At 69.5% G+C, this 26,235-nt stretch carries 22 protein-coding genes and 1 pseudogene; 13 read left to right on the top strand and 10 right to left on the bottom strand.

The features are described from left to right. Positions 1-32 precede the first annotated feature (32 nt). The 4 genes from M6B22_RS09550 (at position 33) to M6B22_RS09535 (ending at position 5,005) form a co-directional block, all read left to right on the top strand. The gene (locus M6B22_RS09550; RefSeq protein ID WP_269445528.1) at positions 33-890 is read left to right on the top strand and encodes an ATP-grasp domain-containing protein; all 858 of its coding nucleotides are present in this window, start codon (positions 33-35) and stop codon (positions 888-890) included. Between the two features lie 6 nt (positions 891-896). Beyond that, positions 897-2,408, top strand: coding sequence for an aldehyde dehydrogenase family protein (locus M6B22_RS09545; RefSeq protein WP_269445527.1), 1,512 nt, complete (start codon positions 897-899; stop codon positions 2,406-2,408). Beyond that, complete coding sequence (locus M6B22_RS09540; RefSeq protein WP_269445526.1) at positions 2,401-3,321, top strand: quinone oxidoreductase family protein; 921 nt, start codon at positions 2,401-2,403, stop codon at positions 3,319-3,321. Before M6B22_RS09545 ends, M6B22_RS09540 begins: the two co-directional genes overlap by 8 nt. Before the next feature lie 76 nt (positions 3,322-3,397). Further along, positions 3,398-5,005, top strand: coding sequence for a thiamine pyrophosphate-binding protein (locus M6B22_RS09535; RefSeq protein ID WP_269445525.1), 1,608 nt, complete (start codon positions 3,398-3,400; stop codon positions 5,003-5,005). Between the two features lie 145 nt (positions 5,006-5,150). Here M6B22_RS09535 and M6B22_RS09530 read toward each other — a convergent pair whose 3' ends face one another. The 4 genes from M6B22_RS09530 to gabT form a co-directional block, all read right to left on the bottom strand. Further along, on the bottom strand, positions 5,151-6,338 hold the full coding sequence (locus tag M6B22_RS09530; protein WP_407935603.1) for an acyl-CoA dehydrogenase family protein: 1,188 nt from the start codon (positions 6,336-6,338) through the stop codon (positions 5,151-5,153). 34 nt (positions 6,339-6,372) lie between these two features. Further along, on the bottom strand, positions 6,373-7,488 hold the full coding sequence (locus M6B22_RS09525) for a CaiB/BaiF CoA transferase family protein (RefSeq protein WP_407935674.1): 1,116 nt from the start codon (positions 7,486-7,488) through the stop codon (positions 6,373-6,375). Between the two features lie 62 nt (positions 7,489-7,550). Next, the gene (locus tag M6B22_RS09520; protein ID WP_269445522.1) at positions 7,551-9,035 is read right to left on the bottom strand and encodes an aldehyde dehydrogenase family protein; all 1,485 of its coding nucleotides are present in this window, start codon (positions 9,033-9,035) and stop codon (positions 7,551-7,553) included. After that, on the bottom strand, positions 9,035-10,432 hold the full coding sequence (gene gabT / locus M6B22_RS09515; protein WP_269445521.1) for a 4-aminobutyrate--2-oxoglutarate transaminase: 1,398 nt from the start codon (positions 10,430-10,432) through the stop codon (positions 9,035-9,037). The genes M6B22_RS09520 and gabT overlap by 1 nt, the downstream gene beginning before the upstream one ends. Before the next feature lie 117 nt (positions 10,433-10,549). Here gabT and M6B22_RS09510 point away from each other — a divergent pair, with 117 nt between their 5' ends. Further along, the gene (locus M6B22_RS09510; protein WP_269445520.1) at positions 10,550-12,043 is read left to right on the top strand and encodes a PucR family transcriptional regulator; all 1,494 of its coding nucleotides are present in this window, start codon (positions 10,550-10,552) and stop codon (positions 12,041-12,043) included. A 43-nt stretch (positions 12,044-12,086) separates the two neighbouring features. On the opposite strand, the gene M6B22_RS09505 is transcribed toward M6B22_RS09510, so the two are convergent. The 3 genes from M6B22_RS09505 to M6B22_RS09495 are packed head-to-tail and all read right to left on the bottom strand — an operon-like array spanning position 12,087 to position 14,648. Next, positions 12,087-13,049 (bottom strand): NAD(P)-dependent oxidoreductase, encoded by a 963-nt coding sequence (locus M6B22_RS09505; RefSeq protein ID WP_269445519.1) that lies wholly within the window; start codon positions 13,047-13,049, stop codon positions 12,087-12,089. Continuing rightward, positions 13,039-13,833 carry a class II aldolase/adducin family protein gene (locus tag M6B22_RS09500; RefSeq protein WP_407935673.1) on the bottom strand — a complete coding sequence of 265 codons (795 nt, stop codon included), beginning with the start codon at positions 13,831-13,833 and terminating at the stop codon, positions 13,039-13,041. Before M6B22_RS09500 ends, M6B22_RS09505 begins: the two co-directional genes overlap by 11 nt. A gap of 59 nt (positions 13,834-13,892) precedes the next feature. Further along, positions 13,893-14,648 (bottom strand): IclR family transcriptional regulator, encoded by a 756-nt coding sequence (locus M6B22_RS09495; protein WP_269445517.1) that lies wholly within the window; start codon positions 14,646-14,648, stop codon positions 13,893-13,895. Between the two features lie 252 nt (positions 14,649-14,900). Here M6B22_RS09495 and M6B22_RS22150 point away from each other — a divergent pair. The 4 genes and pseudogenes from M6B22_RS22150 to M6B22_RS09480 form a co-directional block, all read left to right on the top strand. Further along, positions 14,901-14,984 (top strand): annotated as a pseudogene (locus M6B22_RS22150) (hypothetical protein); the annotation flags it as partial. 9 nt (positions 14,985-14,993) lie between these two features. Beyond that, positions 14,994-15,401, top strand: a complete 408-nt coding sequence (locus M6B22_RS09490) for a cupin domain-containing protein (RefSeq protein ID WP_331459802.1) — start codon at positions 14,994-14,996, stop codon at positions 15,399-15,401. 29 nt (positions 15,402-15,430) lie between these two features. Next, the gene (locus M6B22_RS09485; RefSeq protein ID WP_269445515.1) at positions 15,431-16,582 is read left to right on the top strand and encodes an FAD-dependent oxidoreductase; all 1,152 of its coding nucleotides are present in this window, start codon (positions 15,431-15,433) and stop codon (positions 16,580-16,582) included. Further along, positions 16,582-18,192, top strand: a complete 1,611-nt coding sequence (locus M6B22_RS09480; protein ID WP_269445514.1) for an amidohydrolase — start codon at positions 16,582-16,584, stop codon at positions 18,190-18,192. The genes M6B22_RS09485 and M6B22_RS09480 overlap by 1 nt, the downstream gene beginning before the upstream one ends. 34 nt (positions 18,193-18,226) lie before the next feature. Here M6B22_RS09480 and M6B22_RS09475 read toward each other — a convergent pair whose 3' ends face one another. The 3 genes from M6B22_RS09475 to M6B22_RS09465 are packed head-to-tail and all read right to left on the bottom strand — an operon-like array spanning position 18,227 to position 21,659. Continuing rightward, positions 18,227-19,702, bottom strand: a complete 1,476-nt coding sequence (locus M6B22_RS09475; RefSeq protein WP_269445513.1) for an aldehyde dehydrogenase family protein — start codon at positions 19,700-19,702, stop codon at positions 18,227-18,229. A gap of 2 nt (positions 19,703-19,704) precedes the next feature. Then, positions 19,705-20,052, bottom strand: a complete 348-nt coding sequence (locus tag M6B22_RS09470) for a hypothetical protein (protein ID WP_269445512.1) — start codon at positions 20,050-20,052, stop codon at positions 19,705-19,707. Next, positions 20,049-21,659: a GMC family oxidoreductase gene (locus M6B22_RS09465; protein ID WP_269445511.1), complete on the bottom strand. Its 1,611-nt coding sequence runs from the start codon at positions 21,657-21,659 to the stop codon at positions 20,049-20,051. Before M6B22_RS09465 ends, M6B22_RS09470 begins: the two co-directional genes overlap by 4 nt. Here M6B22_RS09465 and M6B22_RS09460 point away from each other — a divergent pair. Genes M6B22_RS09460 through M6B22_RS09445 form a run of 4 tightly spaced genes read left to right on the top strand, consistent with a single transcriptional unit; the run spans position 21,642 to position 26,223 of the window. Beyond that, positions 21,642-23,435 (top strand): hypothetical protein, encoded by a 1,794-nt coding sequence (locus M6B22_RS09460; protein WP_269445510.1) that lies wholly within the window; start codon positions 21,642-21,644, stop codon positions 23,433-23,435. The genes M6B22_RS09465 and M6B22_RS09460 overlap by 18 nt on opposite strands. Further along, positions 23,432-24,109 carry a hypothetical protein gene (locus tag M6B22_RS09455; protein ID WP_269445509.1) on the top strand — a complete coding sequence of 226 codons (678 nt, stop codon included), beginning with the start codon at positions 23,432-23,434 and terminating at the stop codon, positions 24,107-24,109. The genes M6B22_RS09460 and M6B22_RS09455 overlap by 4 nt, the downstream gene beginning before the upstream one ends. Further along, positions 24,109-25,074, top strand: a complete 966-nt coding sequence (locus tag M6B22_RS09450; protein ID WP_269445826.1) for a dipeptidase — start codon at positions 24,109-24,111, stop codon at positions 25,072-25,074. The genes M6B22_RS09455 and M6B22_RS09450 overlap by 1 nt, the downstream gene beginning before the upstream one ends. Before the next feature lie 51 nt (positions 25,075-25,125). Next, on the top strand, positions 25,126-26,223 hold the full coding sequence (locus M6B22_RS09445; RefSeq protein ID WP_269445508.1) for an amidohydrolase family protein: 1,098 nt from the start codon (positions 25,126-25,128) through the stop codon (positions 26,221-26,223). The last annotated feature ends 12 nt before the right edge of the window (positions 26,224-26,235 follow it).

The raw sequence follows: 26,235 nt of genomic DNA, 5'->3' as shown, positions 1-26,235 counted from the left end.
GTCAACGCACGAGCCGCCAGAGAGGGAAGATCGTGGGTCAAGCAGTCACGCTGATCTGCTCAGCGTCCGGCCTGGAGCAGGATCCGGACCTGACGCTGGCGGCGAAGGCGTTCGCCGAGGCCGGCTATCAGTGTGAGGCCGTGCGCTGGGACGATCCTGCGGTCGACTGGGAGCAGTACACCGCCAACATCGTGCGCTCGTGCTGGGACTACTCGTGGCGCCGACAGGAGTTCCTCGCCTGGGCGGCGTCCGTGCCGCGTCTGCAGAACCCGCCAGCAGCGCTTCGTTGGTCCTCGGACAAGCGCTACCTGAACGATCTGGCCGGCCGGGGCTGCGACGTGATACCGACCGTGTGGAATCCGGACCACGCCGGCGAGCTCCCCGTGGCCGACGAGTGGGTGGTCAAGCCGGCTATTTCGGCGGGCTCGCGCAACACGGCGCGGTGGGCGACCCGCGACGAAGTACTCGAGCACGTGCGGGGCCTGCGGGCCGCGGGCGCGACCGCGATGGTGCAGCCCTACGTGGCGAGCGTCGACTACCAGGGCGAGACGGCGTTGCTCTTCATCGGCGGGCGGTTCTCGCACGCGGTGCGCAAGGGTCCGTTGCTGCTGCCGGACGAGGGTGTCCGGCAGGATCGCAACAGCCGCGGTGATCTGCGTGTGGTCAACGCCACGACCGAGCAGCTCGCGCTGGCGCGAACGGTGCTCACAGCCGCCACAGCCCAGCTGGCGCTGACAGCACCGCTCCTGTACGCCCGCGTCGATGTCGTCGCCGGCGACCGCGGCCCACTGCTTCTGGAGCTGGAACTGGTCGAGCCCAGCCTGTTCCTTCCCCAGGACCCCGCGGCGCCTCAGCGCCTGGTCGGCGCCGTCGCACAGTTGAGGAGTTGAGCAGTGATGAGCCTTGCCCGCAGCACCGAGACCTCCGGGCCGCTGTCGTTTGAGCCGCGATCGGGGATCGCGGTATCCGCTCCCCCGGAGTCGAGACGGGATCAGGTAGAGGCGACCGTCGCCGCCGCGCGGGCCTGCGCGGCTCATGTAGCCGCGCGGCCGCCGGCTTCCCGCGCCGCCTGGCTGTCGGCGGTGGCCGATGCGGTGCAGGAGCGCTCCGCGCAGCTGTGCGAACTCGCCGACGCCGAAACGGCGTTGGGTGTGCCTCGGCTGACCGGTGAGCTGGCGCGGGCGGCGGGCGCTCTGCGGTTCTACGGAGCAGTGGCTGAGGAGGGTTCCTGGTTGGACGCGGTCATCGACCACGCGCGCGACGGCGTACCGGATCTGCGGCGGGTAAACGTACCGCTCGGACCGATTGCGGTTTTCGGGGCGAGCAACTTTCCGTTCGGCTTCGGCGTGCTGGGCCACGACACCGCGAGCGCGATCGCATCCGGCTGCCCGGTCGTGGTCAAGGCGCACCCCGCCCACCCGCGGCTGTCCGCCGCGCTCGGCGAATTGGCCTTGTCGACGTTGGCCGCCGCGGGTGCGCCGTCGGGAACGTTCGGCTTGGTCGCCGGCTTCGATGCCGGGGCGGCGCTGGTCACGCACCCGGCGGTGCGCGCTGTCGGCTTCACCGGATCCCAGGCGGGCGGAGTCGCGTTGTGGAAGCTGGCGGCGGGTCGCCCAGTGCCGATTCCGGTCTTCGCCGAGATGGGCACTGTCAACACGGCGGTGTTGACCCGTGCCGGTGCCGGGCGTGCTGCCGAGGTCGCGGCGGGCTTCGTGGACTCGTTCACCCTGGGGATGGGTCAGTTCTGCACGAAGCCCGGCTTGCTGCTAGCCCCGGCCGGGTCCGCGATGATCGATCACGTCCGGAACGCGCTGGCCACCCGGGCACCGTCCGGCTGGCTGCTCACCGCATCCATCGCGCGCGCCTACACCACGGGGCTAGAACGGCTGCTCGAGTCGGGCGCCAGAACAGTCCACGCGTGCGCCCCGCCCGCCGACGGCTGGGCGGCGCCGGCCACCGTACTGGAAGTCGACATCGCGGCGCTACAAGCCGGTTCCGTGCTGCTCGAGGAGTGCTTCGGTCCGGTCGCGCTGGTCGCCGAGTACGCCGACGACACCGAGCTGGACGGTGCGCTGCACGCGTTGCCCGGCAGTCTCGCCGCAGCGGTGCATTCCGGCGGCCCCGAAGACCCCGAGCTCGCCGGTCTCGTCGCATGCCTGGCAGGGCGAACCGGCCGGGTGGTCGTCGACGGTTGGCCGACCGGAGTCGCACTGGGTTGGGCACAACATCACGGGGGGCCGTGGCCGGCCACGACGAACTCGTCGGCATCCTCGGTCGGCGCGTCGGCGCTCACCCGGTTCGTGCGTCCGGTCGCCTACCAGGACGCGCCGGACTCGGCGCTGCCTGAACCGATTCGCGAGTTGAATCCCTGGGGCGTACCGCGACGCGTGGACGGTGTTCGTGCGTGAGCTGGTCCTGCATCGGGCAGGGCAACGACCGACGTTGCGCGCGTGCGCGCACGACTATGTCCCCGGTCAGGGCGAGGCGGTGGTCACGGTCCTCGCAGCCGCGATCAACCCGCACGATGTACGCGTCGCCGCGTCGCTCGTTCCTGGCAACGCGCCGCTACGGCTCGGCATGGAGGCGGTCGTCGAACGCGACGGCACTGCGTTCTATGCGAATCGACCGGTCCCGCCGTACGGCACGATCGCGGACCGGACCCTGGTCGTTACGGATGCCTTGATTCCAGTGCCGCAGGGGCTGGATCCGGTGACCGCACTGACCGCGGGAATCCCGGGGCTCGCGGCCTGGTTCGCATTGGATCGCGCAGCGCTCTCCGCGGGCGAGTCAGTGATCGTGCTCGGTGCGACCGGTTCCGTCGGTCAGGCTGCGGTGCAGCTGGCCCGGCTGCGAGGGGCGGGGCACGTCCTTGCGGTCGGGAGGCGAACGGACGTGCTGGCTCGGCTTCGTGACCGTGGCGCCGACAGCGTCGTGGAGTTGCGTGGCACGGGCGACGCCGTGAGGTTCGCCGCCCAGCTGCCGGGCGGCAGCGCCGACGTCGTGGTGGACACCTTGTTCGGCCCGCCGCTTGCGGCGGCGCTCGCGGTGCTGCGTCCCGGTGGCCGCAGTGTCACGATCGGCGCCTCTGCCGCGAGCACATCGGAGATCGCGAGCAGCTCGCTCATGGGCCGCAGCCTGCTGTCGCACCGCAACTCGGACACGAGCGTGGCGCAGAAGGCGGTGGCATTCGCGGCGATGGCCGAGCAATTGCGCGCCGGCCGCCTGGTCGTGGACACCGCGGTCTATGCGCTGGCCGACGCCGCGACGGCGTGGGAGGTCCATGCGGCGGGGGCCGGACAGAGGGCAGTCATCGTGCCGTAGCGCTATGACCGTTCGGTCCCGCAACCTGGCGGGCATTCGGTTCGCGTCATCGATCATCAAATGAGGTCAGCTGTCTATGAAGTTCTACGAAGCGCTGTCACAGCTGGTTGCTGAGCGCGTCACCGTCGTCTTCGGATTGGTGGGAGACGGTAACCTCTTCTTCGTCGATCACTACGCCCGGTCAGGCGGTCGCTACGTTCCCGGCCTGCATGAGGCAAGCGCGGTAATGATGGCTGTCGGTCATGCGCGTACGACAGGTGAGCCCGCCGTCGCCACCCTCACCCATGGGCCTGGCCTGACCAACGGCATCACTGCGCTGGTCGAGGCGGTTAGGACGAGCACTCCGCTGCTCCTGGTCGTGGGCGACACGGCGACCACCTCGCGCTACCACACCCAAGACGTCGACCAGCAGCCCCTTGTCGCGGCCTCGGGCGCTCGGTTCGTCCAGGTGCGGGCGGCGCAGACGCTCGCCGAGGACTTCGCAGTCGCCTTCGCTCACGCGCGTGAGCGCGCTCAGCCAGTTGTTCTGAACGTTCCGATCGACCTGATGTGGACGGACGTGGACGCTCCCGAGCTGCGACCGTACCCCGCTCCGGCCGGCTCGATGTTGCTGCCCGACGACGCCCAGTTGGACAAGGCGTTGGGCATCGTCGCAAGCGCGGAACACCCTCTGGTGCTCGCTGGCCGTGGCGCCCGAGCAGCACGGGACTCTCTGCTGTCGCTTGCCGACATGCTCGGCGCGCCCGTCGCCACAACACTTCGCGCGAAGGACCTGTTCTACAGTGAGCCCGCCGATCTCGGCGTCTTCGGCTCGCTGGCGGCACCGGCGACCCAAGCTGTCGTCGCGGCTGCCGACTGCATCGTTGCGTTCGGCGCCGCGCTCAACCCGCACACCACCGACCGCGGTCATCTGACGAACGGCAAGAGCATCGTGCAGGTCGACGTCGATGCTGCTGCCTTCGGCCGCTTTCAAGAGGTCGACGCCGCCGTGAATGGTGACGTATCACGCGTGGCGGAGCGGATGACCGCGATGTTGCGCGAGCTCGGACATCGGCCGCGTCACTTCAACTCCGGACCGGCTATCGAGCAGGTGCGGGCGTGGCCGACGCTCGTAGACCGGGGGACCGCGGAGACGGTCGATATACGCGTCGCGCTGGACTTCTTGGACAGGGCGCTCCCGGCGCAGCGCAGTATCGTCGTCGACGTCGGCAGGTTCGTTCGCCATGCAGTGACCCTCTTGCACGTTCCGGACGCAAACTCATGGTTCGGCTCCGGTGCGGGATTCTCGGCGATCGGGCTGGGCATAGGGATGGCAATTGGTGTTGCCGTCGCGCGTCCCGACCAGCCAGCCGTCCTGGTCTGCGGCGATGGCGGGTTCATGCTGGGCGGCCTCAACGAGTTCCGGACGGCGGTCGAACAGAAGCTGGATCTCATCTGCGTGGTATGCAACGACCATGCGTACGGGGCCGAGCACGTCCAGTTGGTAAGGCGGGGCTTGGACCCTAACATCGCATCATTGACGCCACCTGACCTCACCGGACTGGCGCGGTCATTGGGTGGCGACGGCGTCACGATCCGCAACACGGGTCAGCTGAATGATCTTCGCGACCATATGGCGTCACGCGACCGGCCGTTGCTGATCGATCTGCGGTGCGACCCAGCCCTCGTGTCAACAACCGACTGACCGTCACTGCGACTCGGCGCCAGTCGGAGCCGCTCGGGCATCCGCGGCCACGGCGACGCAGAGCCGCTGCGTATATCCACCGGGACGGGATCGCGTGGGTACTGACGTCGGTGTTCCGCTGAGAGCGCCGCCCAACAGCCCGGTCTCAGCGGAACGCGGCCGCGCCGGTCAACGCCTGGCCAATCACCAGCGTGTGCATCTCGGGCGTTCCCTCGTAGGTGAGCACCGACTCGAGGTTGTTCATGTGCCGGATGATCGGGTACTCGTACGAGATGCCATTGGCGCCCAGGATCGTCCGCGCGGTGCGGCAGATTTCGATCGCCTCGCGCGTGTTGTTGAGCTTCCCGTAGCTGACCTGCTGACCCAGAAGCGTTCCGGCATCCTTGCGACGGCCGAGGTGCAACGCCAGCAGCAAGCCCTTGTTCAGTTCCAGCGACATGTTCGCCAGCTTTTGCTGGGTCAACTGGTACGCGGCCAGCGGCTTGTCGAACTGGGTGCGCGTCATGCTGTAATCCAGTGCCGTGGCGAAGGCCGAGCGCGCGGCACCCATCGCCCCCCACACGATGCCGTAGCGGGCCTCGTTGAGACAGGAGAGCGGGCCGCGTAAGCCGAGGACCTCCGGGAAGACCGCATCAGCCGGCAGGCGCACACCATCGAGCACCAACTCTGATGTCACGGACGCACGCAGCGAGCCCTTGTGCTTGATGTCCGGAGCGGAGAAGCCGCGTGCGTCCGTCGGAACCACGAAACCGCGGATGCTCCCGTCGACCTTGGCCCAGACGACGGCGACGTCGGCGATCGAACCGTTCGTGATCCACATCTTTCGTCCGTCGAGGATCCAGTCGCTGCCGTCGCGGCGGCCGTGGGTCGTCATGCCGGCCGGATCGGAACCGTGGTCGGGCTCGGTCAGTCCGAAGCAGCCGATTGCTTCACCGCGGGCCATACGCGGCAGCCAGGTCTGCTTCTGCTCCTCGCTGCCCCAGTTCCAGATCGCGAACATGGCCAGGGAACCCTGCACCGAGACCAAGGACCGGATGCCTGAATCGCCTGCCTCCAACTCCAAGCACGCCAGGCCGTACGCCACCGCGCTCATGCCGGCGCACTCGTAACCGGTCAGATGCATGCCCAGCACGCCGATCGCCCCGAGATCCTTAACCAGCTCGCGAACCTCGGGCAGCGCACCGGTCTCGTACCACCCGGCCACGTGCGGGGCGATGCGGTCCTTGACCAGTTTGGCAACGGTGTCGCGGATCGCGATCTCCTCGGCGGACAACAGGTCGTCGACACCGAGCGGGTCGAGCGGGTCGATGTTGCCGCGAGCCTGAGCACTCACCGCCGCCACCCTGCGTGCTCATCCGGTTGACTGCTCATGTCTGGTTCTCCTTCAGGATGGGCGGATGGGCGTCGGGCGGTCCGGCAAGCCAGTCGCGGACGGCAGTGGTGTGGGAGCCGAGGATCGGCGGCGGAAGCGGAATCGGCGCTTCGATGTCTGGCGAGTCGTGCGAGTACGTGACCGGGTGGCGCACCTGCGGCAGATAGCCGGGACCGGTCTGGCTCAGTGGCTTCAGCCCCAGCCTCTCGGCAAGCGCGATCCCGTCGTTGACCGTGCCGACGGCTCCGGCGGGGACGCCGGCGGCGGTGAGAACATCGATCCAGTGCTGGACCGGATTGCCGGCTAGTGCGAGTTCCAGAGTGTCGACCAACGCGGCCCGGTTGGTCACGCGAGCGGGGTTGTTCGCGAAGCGTTCGTCATCGGCCAGCGCACAGTCGCCGATGACGGCGGCGAAGCGCCGGAACTGCCCGTCGTTGCCGCATGCCACCGCGATGAGCCCATCGGCACAACGCAGCGTCTCGTACGGTGCGATGGACGGGTGCTGATTGCCCATCCGCCGCGGGACGAGCCCGAGCGAGGCATTTGCGGTTTGGTTGACCATCGCGGCGAGCAGGCTGGTGAGCAGGCTGACCTCGATGCGTTGGCCCCGCCCGGTCCGCGAGCGGGCGGCGAGCGCCGCCTGGATTCCGATCACGGCGTCCTTGCCGGTGAGGACGTCCACCAGGGCCACCCCGCTCTTCAGCGGTTCGCCGTCGGCCTCGCCGGTGATCGACATCAGGCCACCGACGGCCTGTACCAGGAAGTCGTAGCCCGGCAGGTTCGCGCCGGGCCCGCTGCCGAATCCCGAGATCGAGCAGTAGACGATCCGCGGGTTGGTGGCAGCAACCGTTTCATGGTCGAGGCCGTACCGCGCCAGGCTGCCGGGTTTGAAGTTCTCGACGAACACGTCGGCGCGCCGGGCCAGCTCCTGCGCGAGGGCACGGTCACCCGGGTCGGCGATGTCGAGTGTCAGGCTGGCCTTGCCGCGGTTGGCGGACTCGAAATATGCCGTCGACCGCTCGGTGAACGGCGGCCCCCACGTGCGGGTATCGTCGCCGGTTCCCGGCCGCTCGACCTTGATCACCGTCGCACCCAGATCGGCCAGGGTCATCGTCGCCAGTGGGCCGGCCAGCACACGGCTGAAGTCGGCGACGAGTAGCCCCTCGAGCGGTCTCACTGCATCGCACCGTCGATTCGACGCGGGATCTTCCACGGATTGGACGCCTGAAGGGCGGGTGGGAGGGCGGTGTCGGGTACGTCCTGAAAGGCGACTGGGCGCAGGAAGCGGGCAAGCGCCGCAGCCCCGACGCTGGTCGCGGACGGAACGGTGGTCGCCGGCCACGGCCCGCCGTGCTGCTGGGCCCAGGTGGTGGCGACGCCGGTCGGCCAACCGTTGAAGACCACGCGTCCGACCTTGGCGCTCAGCGCGGTGGTCAGCGCGGCGACGTCCTCGTCGTCGTTCGCGTGCACGGCCGCGGCGAGAGCTCCGGGCAGTTGCGCGATCACGGTCTCGAGTTCGCCACGGTCGGCGTACTCGACGACCATCGCGACCGGTCCGAAGACCTCGGCCAGCAGCGGCGAGCCCTTCGTCAACGCGGACGCAGGAACTGTGAGGACGCTCACGGCGGCGGACCACCCGTTATCCACGCCGGCGCCGGTCGACAGCACGGTCGCGCCGTTCTGGACGAGCCGATCAACTCCCGCCCGGCAATCGGCGGCGATGGCCTCGGTGAGCAGCACGCCGGCCGGGCGGTCGGCGACGGCCGCGGCGACAGCAGCGGGCAAGCCTGCGCCGCTGGGCGCGAGCAGCAGCCCGGGCTTGGTGCAGAACTGCCCCATGCCCAGCGTGAACGACTCGACGAAGCCGACTGCCAGGCTATCGGCGCGTAACGAGGCCGCGCCGGGGGTGACGACGGCCGCGTTCACCGTGCCCATCTCGCAGTACACAGGGATGACTCCGACGCCGTGTTCGGCTCGCTCGTTCGCAATACGCCATAGCGCAGTACCGCCGCGCTCCGAGCCGGTGAACGCCACGGCCGTGATACCAGGATGGCGAACAAGCGCCGTTCCCGCGTCGAAGCCGGTCACCAGCCCGAAAGTGCCGGGCGGGGCACCGGCCGAGCCGAGGGCCTCGGTCGCGATCTCGGCCAAGCGTCGGGACAGACCAGGATGCGCGGGATGACCCTTCACGACAACCGGACTACCCGACGCGATCGCCGAACCGGTGTCGTGGCCGAGAACGCCGAAAGCGAACGGGAAGTTGCTGGCTCCGAAGACGGCGACGGGTCCGAGCGGGCGCTGCACGCGCGCGATCACAGTCGGCGCCGTATCGAGTGTCGCGCCGAGGTGCGAGCCCTCCCGCGCAACCGCGCCATAGAACCGTAGTTGGTTGGCCGTCCGCTCGACCTCCCCGCTCAGACGAGTCAGGCCCAGACCCGTCTCGGAGTCGGCCAGCTCCGCCAGCCGGTCGCGCTGCGCGACAAGCGCGTCCGCGATCGCGTCCAGCCATCGCGCGAAGGTCGCCGGGGACGAGTCCGCGAGGGCGGCTGCCGCCCTGGTTGCGGCCGAGACGGCGGCATTAACCCCCGCGGGCGGCGTGGTGACGTAGTCCGCCAGCGCCGCGCCCGTGTAGGGACTGCGAGCGAGCTCGACTGCCATCAGCGGCTCTTGCCCGAGACGCTCGGCGGGTTCGCAGCGACGGCGCGGACCGCGGACGCGAGAACGTCCACACCATCGGTGAGCAATTCCTCGCCGATCACCAGCGGCGGAAGCAATCGGATGACGTTGCCGAACGTGCCGCAGACCAGCACGAGCACACCCTGGTCGTGGCACGCCTTCGCGATCGCGCCGGCGAACTCCGGCGCCGGCGTCTTGCCACCTGGCCGGACGAACTCGAGAGCCAGCATGGCGCCGCGACCGCGCACGTCCCCGACGATGCCGGTACTCTTCAGTTCCTGTAGCCGCGGCAGCACGATCGCCTCGATGGCCTTCGCCTTGCGCGGCAGGTCCTCCTCGACGATGACGTCGAGGGCAGCCACGGCAGCCGCACACGCCACCGGCGATCCGGCGTAGGTGCCACCCAGACCGCCTGCTGGTACCGAGTCCATGATCTCCTTGCGACCGGTGACCGCCGAGATAGGCAATCCGCCGCCGAGCGCCTTCGCGGTCGTGATCAGGTCTGGCTCGGTGCCCTCGAAGGTCGACGCGAACATGTCGCCCGTACGGCCCAGGCCGCACTGGATCTCGTCGGCGATGAAGACGATCCCGTTCGCCCGACAGAAGTCCTGCACCCGCTTCAAGAAGCCGGGGGCATGAACGATGAAGCCGCCCTCGCCGATCACCGGTTCGGCGATCACGGCGGCGACATGGTCGGCACCGAGCTGAGTGGTGATCACCTCGGCGAAACGGTCGAATGCTTCCTCGGCCACGTTCTGCTCGTCGCCGACCCAGCGGTACGGATCGGCGGCCGGCACGCGGTAGATCTCGGGGGCATACGGCCCGAAGCCGCGTTTGTACGGCGCGTGCTTTGCGGTCATCGTCATCGTGAGCAGCGTGCGCCCGTGGTACGCGTGGTCGAAGGTCACGACGGCCTGACGGCCCGTGTACGTGCGGGCGATCTTGATCGCGTTCTCGACGGCCTCGGCGCCGGTCGAGACGAGCAGCGTGCGCTTGTCGAAGTCACCCGGCGTCAACTCGTTGAGGCGTCGTGCGACCTGCACGTACCCGTCGTATTCGGTGACCATGAAGCAGGTGTGGGTGAACTTCGCGACCTGTTCCTGCACGGCCGCGACGACGCGAGGATGGCTGGATCCGACACTGGTCACCGCGATTCCCGAGGCGAGGTCGACCAGTTGATTGCCGTCGACGTCGACGATGATGCCGCCGGCCATCTGCTCGACGAAGATCGGCAGGGTCACGCCGAGTCCGTCGGTGACGTTCGCGCGGCGCTCTGCCTCGCGGGCGACGGATTCGGGTCCGGGGATCGCAGTCTTGAGGATGCGTCGCTGCTCCGGCAGCGTGGAAGCAACGTTGATTGCGTCGGCGGTCGCGGTCATGTCGGCTCCTGGAGGGTCGGTGGCGCTTCAACGGTAGAGCCGCTATGCGATTGCGTCAGGTGCCGGTTCGGCTAAAGTAAAGGTCAAAGCTTGTCCAGACCGGTGGGGAGCTGCTCGATGGCAATCACCCTCGCCGCGCTGGTTCGCTCGCTGCAGGCGGACCTGGTGCCGTACCCGGCGGGCCGGGACGTACCGGCCACGCCGATCACAGCCGTTCACATGAGCGAACTGCCGGACCCGAGGCAGTACCTCGAGGGTGGCGAGCTGCTGCTGACGACAGGGCTCTCCGCGGTACCAACCGTAGCCTGGTTCCGCGCGTTCTTCGCTCGACTGCAGGAGGCCGAAATCGCCGGCCTCGCGCTCGGCCTCGGCCCGCGTTTCGCCGACGTGCCACCCGGATTCGCCAAGGCCGCCGCGGCGGTCGAGTTGCCGCTGTTCATCGTTCCGGTGCAGACGCCGTTCCTGACGATCTCGCGCAGGTACTGGCAGATGTCGGCCGTGCCCGGTCGCCGGCAGATCGCCGACGCGTTGGCAGGACACCGCGCGCTGATCGAGGCGGCGACCGAGCCCAACGCCGAGTCGGCCGTCATCCGGCGGCTCGCGGCCGGCGTCGGCGGGTGGGCCGCACACCTGTCGCCGGAGGGAGCCCTACTGAGCGTGCAGCCGGCGGCGGCACGATCGCACGCGCGACAACTGCGCGACGAGGTCGCGCGGCTGGCCGTGGCCGGCGTTCACGCAGCGGCGACGCTGCCCGTCGACGATCAGGTCGTCGTGCTGCACCCGCTGGCAGACCGTGCGGGCCGGACGGGGCACGTGGCCGGGTACATCGCTGTCGGTTCGACCGAGACCCTGCACCCTGAACAACGCCACCTCGTTCTCGCCGGGGTCGCCGTTCTCGGCGCGCAGCTGAACCACCGCCGGCAACTGGCCGTCGCCCGTTCATCAGCGCGGGCGCCCGTCCTGCAGTTGCTACTGGGCGACCAGCGTGAGGCGGCTCGCGCGCTTGCCGGGCTGGTGGCGCCCGCTGTGCTCGACGGCACGCATCGGCCGGCCGTGCTCACGGGAACCGACCTCGCGTTTTTGACTGAGGCGCTGGCCGCCGACAACCGGTGCGAGTTGGCGTGGGACGACGGCCGGACCCTGCGAGTGCTGCTGGCCGGTGACGCGACCTCTCAGTGGCTGGGCGAGCTGGTTCACGCCCGGCCGACGGTGAGCGCCGCGATCGGAACCGCGGTGGGATGGGATTACCTGGCTGCGGCGTACGAGCTACTGGCCGCGCGTGCCGGCCGAGCCGAACCTGGAACAGTCGCTGAGCTCGGCGTGTCCGACGGTTCGCTGCTTGCGCACCTCGAGCCGGCCGTGCTCACCGCCTGGGCGCGGCGCTGTCTCGAGCCGATCCTGCAGTACGAGCGGGCCGATCTGGTCCCGGCGCTGGTCGCATACCTGCGGCACAGCGGCGGTTGGGAGCCGGCCGCCCGAGAGCTCGGCGTGCATCGGCACACGTTGCGCCACCGCGTACGACGTGCCGAGGAGTTGCTCGGTGTCGATCTCGACAGCGTGGACGTCACCGCCGAGCTCTGGCTGGCCCTTCGCGCGCTGGTCCGCGCCTGACGCAGACGGATGCGCTGGAGCGTACGGCGGGTGATTTCGGTACTCAGGCGAGGAGATGTTCCGGCTTGCCGCCGTCGAGAACGGCAGCGACCGCGCGGCCGGCCATGCGGTAGGCCTCGTACTCGGCCTCCGGACTTATCCACGCCATATGGGGGGTGAGCACCGTGTTCGGCAACCCGCGTGCCGGGTGGTCCGCCGGCAGCGGTTCGACGTCGAAGGCGTCGAGCGCCGCGCCCGCCAGGTGACCCGACTCCAGCGCCGCGCGCAGTGCGTCAAAGTCGATCAACTCACCGCGGCCGGTGTTGATCAGATAGGAGCCCGGCCGCATCGCAGCCAGTTGCTGCGCACCGATGAGGCCGCGGGTGGCGTCGGTCATCGGGACGTGAAGGGTCACCACGTCGACCTCGGCGAGCATCGTCTCGAGGGACTCGTACGGCTCGCCTCCCAGCTCGCGCACCACCGGCGAGGGCGTGCGCGGCGCCCACACCGCGGCGCTCATGCCGAGCGCGAGCGCGCGGGCGAGTACCAGCGTGCCGATGCGTCCGAGTCCGGCGATGCCGAGTCGGGCTCCGGTGACCCGCCGTGCACCGGTCGCCCGCGAGTCCCACGTGCCCGCACGGAGAGCCTGTTCACCGCGCGCGATCGCACGCAACAGCATCGCCGCCGAGGTGATCGTGTGGTCTGCCACCTCGACGTCGCAGTACCCAGGAGTGAACGCGGCAACCACGCCGGTTCCCGCCGCTGCGGGCAGAGCAGTGGCGATATGGTCGACGCCGCTGGACACCGCCACGACGACTCGCAGGTCGGGAAGGGCGGCGAGGTCGCCTGCGGTGAACCGGGTGGGCGGGGCGACCGCGACCGCGACAACGTCGGGTCCGGTTGGGAGCGTCGCCGAGATCTGGATGGAGACTCTCCCGCCGTATTCGCTCCGCAGTCCTTCGCAGAATGCGTCCAGCACCGACTGCCCGTACCGCGATACGACGACAGCCCGCAGTTCAGTCGGCATAGTCGGGATAGGTACGGTCCACGAGCCGCTGCAGCGCCTGCCAGGCCAGGCTGCTGGCGATCGGGTCGGTGAAGTCGTCGCCGGTGTCCGCGCCCTCGAACTGCCGCGCGGTGCGCTCGGCGACTTCGGGGGCGGGGATTGCCAGGTCCGACCCGCCCGCCATGGCGTCGATCTGGATCTGGCACGCGCGGTTGAGATAGAACATCCGCAGGAAGGCCTGAGCCGGCGAGAGGCCGACGGTCAGCAGTCCGTGGTTGCGCAAGATCATCACCGGCAGGTCACCGAGGTCGTCCACCAGTCGCACCTGCTCAGCCTTGCTCAGGGCGATGCCCTCGTACTCGTGATAGGCGACGCGACCGTAGAACTCCATCGAGATCTGGTTCAGCGGTAGCAGTCCGTGCGACTGCGCGGCGACGGCGCAGCCGGCGCGGGTATGCGTGTGCAGGACGCAGTGCGCGTCCTGCCTGCTGCGGTGGACTGCGGAGTGGATCACGAAACCGGCAGGATTCACGTTCACGCCCGATGAGGGCTTCACGAGGTTCCCGTCCAGGTCGACGACGACCAGGCTCGAGGCGGTGATCTCGTCGAACATCAGCCCATAGGGATTGAGCAGGAAGTGGTGGTCGGGGCCGGGAAGCCGACCGGAGATGTGTGTGAAGATCAGGTCCGTCATCTGGAAGTGGTGCACGAGCCGGTAGACCGCCGCGAGTTCGCGTCGCAGCCGAGTCTCGGCCTCCGCGGAGGACTCCGACAGTTCGCGGGTGTTAACTGGTGCGATCGACATGGCGGTCATGATGTTCTCCCTGTGTGGATGACGTCCTGCGGAGGGCTACGAGCGGGCACTCAGCCCAGGTTCTGGGCGGGATCACCGACGTATTGCCACAGCTGCGAGATGCGCTCGGCGGCGGCGAACGTCGCCTCGATCGCGGACTCCGGTTCGAAGCGCGACGACGGGCCGGTGACTGCCAGCGCAGCGGCGCAGCTACCCTCGGCGTCGAAGATCGGCGCGGCAACCGCCGCGACCCCGTCGGCGTCGGTCGAGCGATAGATCGCATGGCCTGCCTTGCGAACCGCCGCGAGCGTCCGCTCGGACAGGAAGCCCGACCGTGCCGGCGCCGAGCGGCGCAGCTGCTGCCTGCGCTCGGCAGGCAGGTAGGCCAGTAGCACGTGGACCGACGCACTGCGCGCGCTCAGTGTCGTTACCCGTGGCACCGACGCAGATACGGGCCGGTCGGGGACCACCCGCCACAACACGCGGGCGTCCAGGTCATCCAGGAGAGCGACGCTTGCGGCCTCGCGCGTCCGGCTGACGAGCTCTTGGAGTACGGCCAGCAGGCGCTCCGCCGGCGCAGCCTGGGCGGCGGCTGCCGAGGAGATGCGGGCCGCGCGCACGCTGAGGCGGTAGTCACCATCGGACCCGCGCTCGAGCCAACCGGCGGTGACGAGGGTGACCAGCTGCTGATAGGTGGTGGCGCGTGACCAGCCGAGCGCGGCCGACAGGTCGGGCGCGCGGAACGGCCGGCGGAAGGTGGCGATCGCGTCCAGTACCTCGAGGGTGCGCCGGGCCGAAGTGAGCGGACGGGTCGTCGGTTGCGTCACCCCGGTAGCGTTGCATCCGCGAGTAAGGTGCGTCAACGAGAGCTGTACAACGTCGTCGGCACGACGACACGATGCGAGCTGCCCCGGTGGTGATTGCCGAACCGAATCGACTCTTGACAGCGCCCATGCCCGAGGTGAAGTGTGGATGTACTGAAGCAAACTTAAGTAGGGCTGAAGCGAGGTACTGTGCCGGTCGACTCCGACGCCGCTGCTCTGGGCGCGCGCATCAAATCTGCGCGCACCCGCAAGCGGATGACGTTGAAGGTTTTGAGCACACGGGCGAGCCTCTCGGAGAGTTTCCTCAGCCAGTTGGAACGAGGCCTCACCCAAGCCAGCATCTCCTCCGTGCGGCGCATCGCCGAGGCGCTCGAGATCCAGGTCAGCGACCTGTTCGACACCGGGGCGACCGCGGACTCGCATCTGGTCCGACGCGCCGACCACCCGCGCATCGCCTTCGGCGACGGCGCCACCAAGACCCTGCTCACCGCGCAGCGCAACCTGCAGAACATCGAAGTACTGCAGGCAAACCTCGTCGTGGGCGGCTCAACCGGCGTGAACGCCTACGCACACGGCGACTCCGAGGAGTTGCTGGTCGTGCTGTCCGGCCAGGTGAAGGTCGAGATCGGTGACGAGGTGCATCACCTGCATCACGGCGACACCCTCAGCTACTCGAGTGCCCAGCCGCATCGGCTGATCAACGCCGGCGATCAGCCCTCCGAACTGATCTGGATCGTCAGCCCTCCGAGCTACTGATCCGCTCCCACCACGACAGGAGTAATCACATGAGCACCACGGGTACGGTCGCTATCGCCGGAGCCGGAATCGCCGGCTTCGCCGCAGCCGCCTCCTTCGCCCAGCGGGGGTTCGACGTCACCGTCTACGAGCGGAGCCAGGACCCGCGCGAGTTCGGCGCCGGCATATATCTGAAGGACAACAGCCTGCCGGTGCTCGACGCTCTTGGCGTGTACGACCACATCGCCGCGGCCGGCTCGAAGATCGACACCGCGTCGATCACCGACGAGCGTGGCGAGGTGATCGTGCGGCGCGACGTCTCGCGCGAACGCTTGATCGTCGTGCTGCGCGCCGAGTTGCACAACGCGCTGCGTGACGCCGCTACCGCCGCGGGCGTCAAGCTCGTCACCGGCAAAACGGTCACCGGTGCCTCGGCCGACGGCGTGCTGCGCTTCGATGACCGCACCGAGGTGAGTGCCGATGTCGTCATCGGCGCCGACGGTGTGTACTCCACTGTGCGCGAGTCGCTCGGGCTGACCAAGTCCTACCGCTACCTGCCCGACGGTGCGACCCGCGTGCTGATCAAGCGCGACGGCGAGGGGCCGGAGGGACGCGAGTACTGGTCGGGCAATCGTCGGGTCGGTGTCGCCCCCTGCGGGCCGGAGCTCGCCTATGTCTTCCTGATCGGGCCGGAGAGCAACCCGCGCTGCGGCGCACTGCCGCTCGACAAGGACTACTGGAACGAGGCGTTCCCGAATCTCGGGCACGTGTTCGACCGCATCGAGCCGGACAGCGGCGTGCACCATCGTCACCAGGAGGTGACCTGCCTGCGCTGGGCGTCCGGCCGGGTCGCGATCATCGGCGACGCCGCGCACGCCCAGCCTCCGAACTTCGGGCAGGGAGCCGGATTGTCGATTGCGGCGGCCTACGAGCTGGCCCGCACCGTCGCCGACGGCCGATCGAGCGCAGACGTGCCGGCCCAGCTGGCCAACTGGGAGAGTCGCTTCCGACCGGCCGCGGACAAGGTGCAGCGCTACACCACCTGGTACAGCAACGCCGGTTACTACTGGCCGCGCCCGGCGCTGGGCCTGCGCTCGAAATTCTTCCACACCCTGTCGGTCACCCCTGCGACCGCGCACTGGTGGGAGTTCTGGTGGCGTGGCGGCGTTGAGGCGCCGGCGACCTACCTCAGCAACGACTGATGCAGGCCGATGTCGTCCTGACCGGTGGCCGGGTCCTCACGATGGATCCGGCTGCACCGACCGCGACCGCAGTCGCGGTGCGTGGCGAGCGGATCGCCGCGGTTGGCAGTGACGAGGAGATCCTCTCCGCGGCCGGCGACGGGACGCGCTGCATCGACCTCGCAGGTCGGACCGTCGTCCCCGGCCTGATCGACAGCCATACCCATGTCGAGCTCACTGCCTACTCGCGCCACCACTGGACCGACGTGCGCGGACTCACGGTTCGGCAGGTCCTTGACGTCGTGCGCGCGGAAGCCGCGACCAGTCCGACCGGCTCGTGGATCGTGCTGCAGGGGACCTTCGGCCAGGAACTGCCCGATCGGGCCGCCCTCGATGACGCCGCGCCCGAGCACCCGACCGCGGTGCGCTGGTCGATGCACAAGTTCCAGCTCAACGGTGCCGGACTGGACGCGGCCGGCATCACGCATCGCACGGTGGCGCCCCCGGGTGCACGTATTCACTTCGAGTCCTCCGGCCGCCCTACCGGACTGGTCGAGGAGGGCTGGGACCTGCTCGGGTGGGAGCCGCCTGCGGTCGATGCGCTTCGCGAGTCCATCGCCGAGACCGCTCGTACCTTGTTCATGACCAAGGGCGTGACGACGATCCACGAGATCGCGGCCAGTCGCACCGGCATCGCCGCTTACCGGCAGCTGGCGGCGGGCGACGGACCGATGCCCCGCATGGGGCTTGCCCTGACGGCCGCGCCCGGACACCAGCCGCTGATCACCGTCGATTCCTTCGCCGGAATCGGCCTGCCCGTCGGGTTCGGCGGGGCCAAGCTGCGCCTGTCGGCCGTAAAGATCTTCGTCGATGGGGGCCGTGACGGCGCCCTGCGCTCGACGTTGATGGGCGATCCCGCGCACCGGTGGGGCCTGCTGAGCCGCGCGCCGCAGCGACTCGCTGAAGAGGTCACCGCGATCCTCGGCGCCGGGACGCAGGCGTGGATCCACGCCATCGGTGACCTCGCGCAGGAGGTCACCGTGAGCGCCATCGAGCAAGCCGTCCGGGCGCACCCGGGACTCGACCACCGCACCCGAATCGAGCACTTCGGCAACGAGATCTACTCCGACGCCCGGATGCACCGGCTCATCGCCGCCGGCGGCATCCCCGCGCCCAACCCGAGCTTCGTCTTCGCCGAACCGGATGACCCCGCGCGGCGACTGCCGGCCGGTGCGGTCAAGTACGGTCTTCGCACGCTGCTGTCGGCCGGCGCGCAACCGCCGGGCAACTCCGACACCGCGGGCGCGCAGCCGTTCGCGTGCAATCCGTGGTTCACGATGCAGTGCATGCTCGTCCGGGCGAACCGCAACGGAGTCATCGTCGACGGCGACGAGGCGATCTCCCTGGACGAGGCGTTGCGGATGTTCACCGTCGACGCCGCGCGGGCGACCTTCCAGGAGCACGAACTCGGGTCGATCACGGTCGGCAAGTACGCCGACCTCGCCGTCCTCAACAAGGATCCCCACGCTGTGCCCGCCGAGCAGCTGTCCACCGTTGACGCCGAGATCGTGATGGTCGGTGGGGTCGTCACCACCAGAGAGCAACTGGCGGCGCTGGCGCGCCAGGACTGAGGCTGGCGCCCCCGCGTAGCGGTGGGCGCCAGGGTCAGCCGTAGACGGTCGTCACGGCCTTGAGCTGGGAGTACGTCTCGATGACGGCCTGGCCGTTCTCGCGTCCCCACCCGGACTGCTTGTAGCCGCCGAGCGGGACGGCTGCGTCGAAGACGCCGAAGCAGTTCACCCAGACCACGCCGGCCTGCAACGCGCGGGATACACGGTTGGCCCGCGAAATGTCCGAGGTCCACAGGCTCGACGCCAGGCCGAATTCGCTGTCGTTCGCCCAGCTCAGCACCTCGCCCTCGTCGTCGAACGGGGTGACGGTCATGACGGGTCCGAAAACCTCTTCCCGCTGGATCTGATGCTGGGAGGTGACTTCAGCGAAGACGGTCGGGGCGAAGAAGAAGCCTTCGCGGTCAGGGCGCGTGCCCCCCGTCAGCAAGGCGGCACCGTCGCCCACTGCCCGCTCGACGTACCCGCTCACCCGGTCGCGGTGTTCGGCACTGACGAGCGGGCCGAAGTCGACGCCCGGCTCGAGGCCCGGGCCCACGGTGAGGCGTCCGGCCGCAGCGACGATGCCGTCGACGACCTGCTGGTAGGTGGCCCGTTCGACGTACAGGCGGGCGGCGGCAGTGCAGGACTGTCCCTGGTTGCGGAACACCGCCGCGGCGGCGGCGGGGATCGCCGCGTCGAGATCGGCGTCGGCGAAGATCAGGTTGGGTGACTTGCCGCCGAGTTCGAGCGACACCCGCTTGAGGTCGGTCGCGCACTCACGGGCGATCTCCTTACCGACCGCGGTCGAGCCGGTGAAACCGATCTTGTTCACGCCGCGGGAGCGCACCAGCGCGCGGCCTGCCGTCACACCGTCGCCAGCGACGACGTTGAAGACGCCTGCGGGCAGGCCGGCCTCGGCGAAGACGTCGGCCAGCGCGAGCGCCGACAGCGGTGTCCACTCGGCAGGCTTGAGTACGACCGTGTTGCCGCACGCGAGCGCCGGCGCGACCTTCTCGACGGTGATGAGTAACGGGGCGTTCCAGGGGGTGATCAGTCCGACCACGCCGAGCGGTTCGCGCAGCAGGCTGGTGGCGGTTGTCGTCGGGGTGCGCCGCGACGGGGTGAGCGTCATCCCCTCGATCTTGGTGACGAGGCCGGCCATGTAGCGCAGCACATCGATCACGACCGCGAGGCCGCCCTCGGCGACCATCCGGGGCATGCCGTTGTCGACGGTCTCGAGCTGCATGAAGAATTCGCGCCGGGCCTCGATCAGGTCGGCGGCCCGCCACAGGATCGTTGCTCGTTCGGTCGGTGCCAGCCCGGACCAGACGCCCGACTCGAAGGCGCGACGGGCCGCGGCGACGGCGTCTTCGACGTCGACAGCGCTGGCGGCCGCGACCGTCGTGATCACCTTCTCGGTCGCCGGGTCGAGCACGTCGAGCCGGCCGCCGGTGGAAGCCTGCGACGCGCCGTCGATGACAAGCCCGTGGTCGCGATCGAGAAAGGCGCGGACTTCGTTCAGCAGGGGCATGGTCATCTCTCCGGCAGTCGGGGTGCGGGCGGAATGCTGGCGAGCAGGGCTGCCAATCGCTGTGGCTGGGGTTCCGGTCGGCCGAGCTTGTCGAGCCGGTAGTGCGCCCGGACGCGGGGGTCGGCGAAGTACACCGCGCTGAGCACGTGCAGCAGGGCGCTGCTGCCCCGCGGGTCAGCCACGACGAGCCTCGTCCACGCCGCCCACACCGTCGCCGGATCGGATCCGCCCTCGAAACGTTCCAGGACGCGCGCCAGCTCGGGCTCGGCGAGCAACGTCGGCTCGGCGATCGAACCGCCCGGCAGCCCGGCGGCCGGCGGGATCAGCGCGTCCAGCAGCTCTCCGATCACGCCGCGACCCGCATGGTCGACAGGAGATGCTCCGCCTGCCGCAGCGCCATCGCAGCCACGGTCGCAGTAGGGTTCGTCCCCGACGACGTCGGCCAAACCGAACCGTCAGCGACGAACAGGTTCGGGACGTCGTGCGTCCGCCCGAATGCGTCGACGACCGAGCGGGCCGGATCGGTTCCCATGACACAGGTGCCGAGAATGTGCCAGCCGCTCTCGCGGATCAACGGTGCGACCATCGTCTCGCGCGCACCGGCCGCGCCGAGCGACTCGGCCGCCCGCGCCAGGTTGAAGTCCAGGATCGCCTGGCTGTTCTCGGACACCCGGTAGTGCAGGGCCGGCGCCGGCATGCCCCAGGAGTCGGTAAGCGTCGATGAGAGCGAGACGAAGTTCGATTCGTCCGGCAGGTCCTCGGCGATGATGCCCCAGGCGATCGAACGGTCGAACCGACGCGCCACCTCGTCGTGGAAGCCGGCGCCCCAGATCGGCCGATCGCCCCACGGGTAGGTGCGGGTGATCGTCTCGGGCCGGCCGGTCGGCACCAGCCCCCACTTGGCCCCGCGCGCAAAGCCGCGCGACGGGTCGGTTTCGTAGAACTGCAGCGAATACAGCAGTTGTCCCCATGCCGCCGCGCTGGTGCCCAACTCGTCGTCGAACAGGCCGACGACGGTGCCGAACGGGTGCATCATCAATCGCTTGCCGACCAGGCCGGACGAGTTGGCCACGCCGTCCGGGAAACGCTCCGAGGCGGAGGCGAGCAGCAGGCGCGGCGTGCCTATGCCGTTGCCCGCGACCACGACGGCGTCGGCGGTGACGCGGTGCCGGGTGCCGTCGCCCGTCACATAGACCACCCCGGTCGCGCGGCCGGCGAGATCGGTCTCGACCAGTTGCACGTGGGCACCGGTGAGCAGTCGCACGCCGAGTGCCAGGGCGCGCGGCCAATGGGTGCGATCGGCACTGCCCTTCGCCGCGCGAGGGCAACCCCAGCGGCAGACTCCCAGGTCGGTGCACCCGTGATCGCCCGGGCCTGTGTGCAGGGCGTTGGTGCCGGGCCACCAGTGCCAGCCGAGGTCACGGTGGGCCTCAGCCACCCGTAGCGCGCCCTCGGGCAGACTAACGGCCGGATGCGGCGGGGCGTTGCCTGCGGGGTAGGCCGGGTCACCGGAGGTGCCACTGACCCGGAAATCGGTCTCGACGCGTCGGTAGAACGGCTCGAGGTCGTAGTAGGTCAGCGGCCAGTCGTCGGCCACACCGTCGAGGCTGCGCACGCGAAAGTCCGACGGCAGGCTGCGCGTCCACTGGGCGAGGTAGGCGACGCTGCCACCTCCGACGCCGTTCCACATGATCGGAGTGATGTCCGAAGCAGACTCGTCGATCGGATAGTCCCCCGGCAGCCGACGCCGGATCGGGTTTCCGTCCAGCTCGCGCAACGTCTGCAACGACAACGTCGGAGTATCGGTCGACTCGTGGATGACCGCCCCGGATTGCAGCCAGTCGCCTTGTTCGAGGCAGATCACTGACAGACCGGCCTCGGCCAGTCTCACGCTGAGGACCGCACCTGCCGGACCGGCACCGACGACGATCACGGCCGCGTGCAAATCGGACGTCACTCTCGCATTCTATGTGGTCGGCGTGGTAGAACGTCAACGGATAGATACCAACGTCTTCATATAGAAGACGCGCGTGAAGGCAGAAACATGACGCTCACGAACACCCAGATCTCGTTGCGGGCCGCCACCGAGGTGATGACGCCCGAGGCGCTCGCGCGGCTGCAACCCACCCGGCTCTCGTTCACCCGAGCGCTCGTCAACCGCATGGCGCGCGAAGCCTGGCGCATCGACCGCACGGAATGGGCGATGGACGAGCACGGCAACGGTCGCGCCCAGTACCGCGTACGCATCGGCACGCACACCTTCAGCTTCGTGATCATCTCCAACGAACCGACGATGGAGGCCCGCTCACCGCGGATCATCGGCGGGGCATGGGACATGCTCGGCGCCCTGATCGACGGCGACGCCACCGACGAGCAGGTCGAGGCCACCCGGCGCGAGATCGGCAAGCTCTACGCTGGCCGCGCGGCGCCCGACACCCTGGTGTGGTGCCGAGCCAACCGCAGCCTGCGTGCCTTCGACCTCGCCGTAGACGCGCTCGCTGAGGGCCGGCAACCGGACCTCGGCACGCTCGCGACCATCGGCTACCTGTTCCGCAACACCGGACTGGACGCCAACGGCACGTTCGGTACTCGCTCATTCCTCGCCTATCCGGACGACCACCCGCTGCGCACGCCCTACTTCCCGCAGATGCTGTGCGCCTACCTCGCGCGTGAGTTCAGCTTCGACCTCGCCGACCACATCGCGGCCGCCCGCAACCCCGACGCGAGCCGGCTCGCGCCCGAACTCAAGGCGTATCTCGGCCTGGGCAACGGATCCGGACTCGGGTTGGTCCTGTGGGTGCACAACCATCCGCACCTTCTCGAAGCGTGGCTCGGCCTGCGGGAACAGGCACTGGCTCAGGCGCGGTCGCTCGACCCCGAACAGTTCACCGCGCTGCGCCCGAGGCTGGCCGCACTGCTCGAACGCACCGTCACGTACTTCGAGCAGGACTGCATGGTCTACGAGCAGTTCGCCGACAGCCGGTCGGTCGCCACCGACCTGCGACGCGCCCGGGCCGAGCTCGACGCCGTCCCCGATACCGACCGGCCGGTCGAGGCCTACCGCAGCCGCCTGGCCGAGAGCGTCTGCGCGGCCGCGCAGGAATCGGTGAACTCGCTGCTCATCGAATGCCTCGGTGAGCAGATCGACACGCTCCTCGACGGCGCGATCGCCTCCGAACTGGCAGCGGCGGACCCGGGCTGGCCGGTGGCCGAACTGGCCGCCGTCCTGCGGGACGAGTACGCCTGGGCGCTCGCGATCGACCTCGCCGCGCCCGGCGCCCTCAACCAGGTCTGGTACAAGTCCCGCGACGCCGAAGAGCCCCGGCGCGGTCCGGTGGACGAAGTGCCGCCGCAGACGGTGGACCTCGCCCTCGCCCTGCCCGTGCTTCTGCAGCGCCTGAACGCCTTACTCGCGACGACCACGGCCGTGACAGTCGGCGAATTCGTCGCCGAGCACCCCGACCTGCGGTGGATCATCGAACGAATGCAGTCGCTGGCGGGCCGGCGATACCACACACCGCACGCGAACGTGCACGACGACGCATTCGTGCCGGCCCACCTGATCCGGTTGATGAACGTGGCGATCTACGGAATCGACAAGACGCGCGACCACCTGGGCCGCAACCTGCGCGGCCTGATGTTCCATGGCGCCCCGACCCGCGAGCACCTTGCCGACGCCGACTCGGATTGGTTCTGGCCTGTCCTACCGCCCGGGACGGAGGCCGCCCGATGAGGGCTACCGCCCTGCGGGTCACCCCTCGCGAGTACCTGCTCGTCGTCGAACGGCTGCTGCAGCACGCGGGGCTGGACCGTGGCGTGGTCGTGCCGTTGCGTGACAGCGTGCTGGACGCAGAACTGGCCACCGGAGCGGCGCTGCGGTACATGATCGACGCCGCGGGGCGCATCGCGGCGTGCGCACCAAACCGGCTGACCGGCGACGGGGTGCCGGCTCTGCTCGTGGCCCCGTCCGTTCTGGACGAGGCGCGGCGCCTCGGCACCGTCACCATAACTGGCCTGGACGCGCCCCAACTGCTTGCTGGTCTACGGATCAGCGGCGTCCGGCACGGTCTCGAGGTCCAGGTGCGTATCGAGGACGTCGCGGCACGTGTGAGCGTGCTCGGTCCCGCTCCCGTCCCCGCGTCGTCCGCCGAGCGGCTGGCCGGCGGACCGGAAAGGCTGGGTGCGGTGACCGCAGGCATCGTCGTCGATGCCGAGCTGTGGTGGGCCGCTTACCGGCGCTCGAACCTCGCGCTAAGTGTCGACACCCGAACCTCGCGGCGCCACGCCGGCGCGACGCTCGTGGCCGAGGACGGCACGCTGCTCGGCGCCACCGACGACGAGTTCGACCCGACCATCTACAGCGGCGACCGCGAAGCGCTGTTCGACGAATCCAAGGAGCAGACGTGATGTTCATCGATGGGCTCGAGTGCGGCGTGTACGACCGGGAGGTCTTCGAGGAGCTGCGGGCTGGCAATCTGGCCGCGATCGTCAACACGGTCAGCTTCTGGGAGGACGCGGGGGAGACCCTCGACCGCCTCGGCATGTGGCGCGACCTGATCCGTGAGAACGCAGACCTCGTGACGATGGCCCGCACGGCCGCCGACATCGAAGCCGCGCACGCCGAGAACAAGACGGCGATCGTCATGGGCAGTCAGGGCAGCGAGCTGCTGGACGGCCGCTTGCGTTACGTCGAGCTGTTCCACGACCTCGGCCTGCGAGTCATGCAGCTGACGTACAACAACCAGAACGCGATTGGCGGCAGTTGCTACGAGGAAGTCGACTCGGGACTGGCCCGGTTCGGCAAGGAGGTCGTCCGCGAGATGAACGCGGTCGGCATGCTGGTCGACCTCTCGCACGTGGGCAACAAGACCGGTCTTGACGCCGTCGAGTGGTCTCAGCGGCCGGTGGCGATCACGCACGCCAACCCGTCCAGCGTCTACCCGCACCCGCGCAACAAGCCGGACGACCTGCTGCGAGCACTGGCCGAGCGCGGCGGCGTGCTGGGCCTTGCTACGTACCGCAACATCAACGGGGACTGGATCGAAAGCGTCGACCGCTGGTGCGAGCTGGTGAAGCGCGCCGTCGACCTCATCGGTGTAGACCACGTAGGCATCGGCACCGACCTCAGCCGCAAGTCCGGCCTTACCGAGCTGAACTGGATGCGGATGGGCCGCTGGACGCGCACGCCGAACTTCGGCGCGGGCTCGGCGGCCAATCCCGGCAAGGCCAAGCCGGTCGACTGGATGGCCGACACCACAGGCTTCCCGGTGCTCGCCGACGCACTCGGCCGCAACGGTTTCACAGCGGACGAGGCGAGCGCGATCATGGGCGGCAACTGGCTGCGCCTTTATCGCACGGTCTTCGGGGGCTGATCGGTGGGCGCGGGCACGGTGTCGGTACTAGCACGGCGGGTCCATGTCGCCGTGCCGGGACCGGTCCTCGAAGACGCCGCTGTCGTCATCCAGGACGGGCGGGTGGGCGAGGTCCGCCCGGCCGCGTCGTTGCCTGCAGGACTCGAGGTGCTCGACCTCGGCGACGCCGTGATCCTTCCTGGCCTTATCGATGCCCACGTACACCTGGCGCTGGACCCCGCCGGCGGCAAGGTCACCACCGGGCTCGACGCCTCGGACGACGACATCGCCGCTCACATGATCGCGAATGCGCGCGCCCTGCTCGCCGCCGGCGTGACGACCGCTCGCGACCTCGGTGCGCCGACCGCGGCCGCGATCGCAGTCAGAGCCGCCCTGGCTGCGGGTGGCGGGTTGCGGCTGCTCGTCGCGGGCGCGCCGATCACCGGCGTGGGCGCCCACCTGCACTTCTTCGGCGGCGCCGCCGCCACTGTCGAGGACGCCGTCGAACTGGTGCGGCGCCAGGTCCGGGCCGGCGTGGACTGGATCAAGCTGGTGCTGACGGGCGGTGAGATCACCCCGGGATCCCATCTCCGCGCGCAGGCGCTGGCCGAGCCGGCGGCACGGGCCGCAACCGCTGCGGCACACCGCCTCGGCCGCCGGGTCGCCGCACACGCGCACACAGCCGAGGCGGCCCGCCTCGCAGTCGCCGTCGGTGTCGACACCGTCGAGCACTGCACGCTGCTCGATGCCGACCCCGGCACTGTGATCGCGCCCGACGTCGTCTGTCCCACGGCGAACGGACGCTGGCTGGCCGCCCCTGAGGCCAGCGCGCGCGTCCGGGCCGGTCGCCTAGCCGCGCTGCAGGCCGCAGGAAGCACCCTGATCGCAGGTACCGACGCCGGCATCCCGGGCGTCGCCTTCGGCGCGTACGCCGACGGGCTCCTAGCGCTGCACGGCGCAGGACTGCGTGCCGAGGCCGTGATGGGAGCGGCAACATCGGCCGCCGCGGCCGCGCTCGGTCTGTCAGATCGCGGCACGCTGGATCCCGGTCGACTGGGTGACTTGGTCGCGTTCGACGCCGATCCGCTGGCTGGCGCCTTCTCCGATCACGCGACGATGCTGCGCCACCCGCGTGCCGTGATTGTGGCGGGGTGCCGTGTTTGTATGTAAAAGCCGTCGCAG

Source organism: Jatrophihabitans cynanchi (assembly GCF_027247405.1).
In the GTDB taxonomy this organism is placed as follows: domain Bacteria; phylum Actinomycetota; class Actinomycetes; order Mycobacteriales; family Jatrophihabitantaceae; genus Jatrophihabitans_B; species Jatrophihabitans_B cynanchi.
The sequence above is the reverse complement of the archived record's forward strand: the minus strand, read 5'-3'. Positions and strand labels throughout refer to the sequence as shown.

Bases quoted from the DNA above. Each gene is read 5' to 3' on its own strand.
- M6B22_RS09545 (WP_269445527.1), top strand. From the start codon at position 897: ATGAGCCTTGCCCGCAGCACCGAGACCTCCGGGCCGCTGTCGTTTGAG.
- M6B22_RS09535 (WP_269445525.1), top strand. From the start codon at position 3,398: ATGAAGTTCTACGAAGCGCTGTCACAGCTGGTTGCTGAGCGCGTCACC.
- M6B22_RS09525 (WP_407935674.1), bottom strand. From the start codon at position 7,488: ATGACCCTGGCCGATCTGGGTGCGACGGTGATCAAGGTCGAGCGGCCG.
- M6B22_RS09520 (WP_269445522.1), bottom strand. From the start codon at position 9,035: ATGGCAGTCGAGCTCGCTCGCAGTCCCTACACGGGCGCGGCGCTGGCG.
- gabT (WP_269445521.1), bottom strand. From the start codon at position 10,432: ATGACCGCGACCGCCGACGCAATCAACGTTGCTTCCACGCTGCCGGAG.
- M6B22_RS09510 (WP_269445520.1), top strand. From the start codon at position 10,550: ATGGCAATCACCCTCGCCGCGCTGGTTCGCTCGCTGCAGGCGGACCTG.
- M6B22_RS09505 (WP_269445519.1), bottom strand. From the start codon at position 13,049: ATGCCGACTGAACTGCGGGCTGTCGTCGTATCGCGGTACGGGCAGTCG.
- M6B22_RS09500 (WP_407935673.1), bottom strand. From the start codon at position 13,833: ATGTCGATCGCACCAGTTAACACCCGCGAACTGTCGGAGTCCTCCGCG.
- M6B22_RS09485 (WP_269445515.1), top strand. From the start codon at position 15,431: ATGAGCACCACGGGTACGGTCGCTATCGCCGGAGCCGGAATCGCCGGC.
- M6B22_RS09480 (WP_269445514.1), top strand. From the start codon at position 16,582: ATGCAGGCCGATGTCGTCCTGACCGGTGGCCGGGTCCTCACGATGGAT.
- M6B22_RS09475 (WP_269445513.1), bottom strand. From the start codon at position 19,702: ATGCCCCTGCTGAACGAAGTCCGCGCCTTTCTCGATCGCGACCACGGG.
- M6B22_RS09455 (WP_269445509.1), top strand. From the start codon at position 23,432: ATGAGGGCTACCGCCCTGCGGGTCACCCCTCGCGAGTACCTGCTCGTC.
- M6B22_RS09450 (WP_269445826.1), top strand. From the start codon at position 24,109: ATGTTCATCGATGGGCTCGAGTGCGGCGTGTACGACCGGGAGGTCTTC.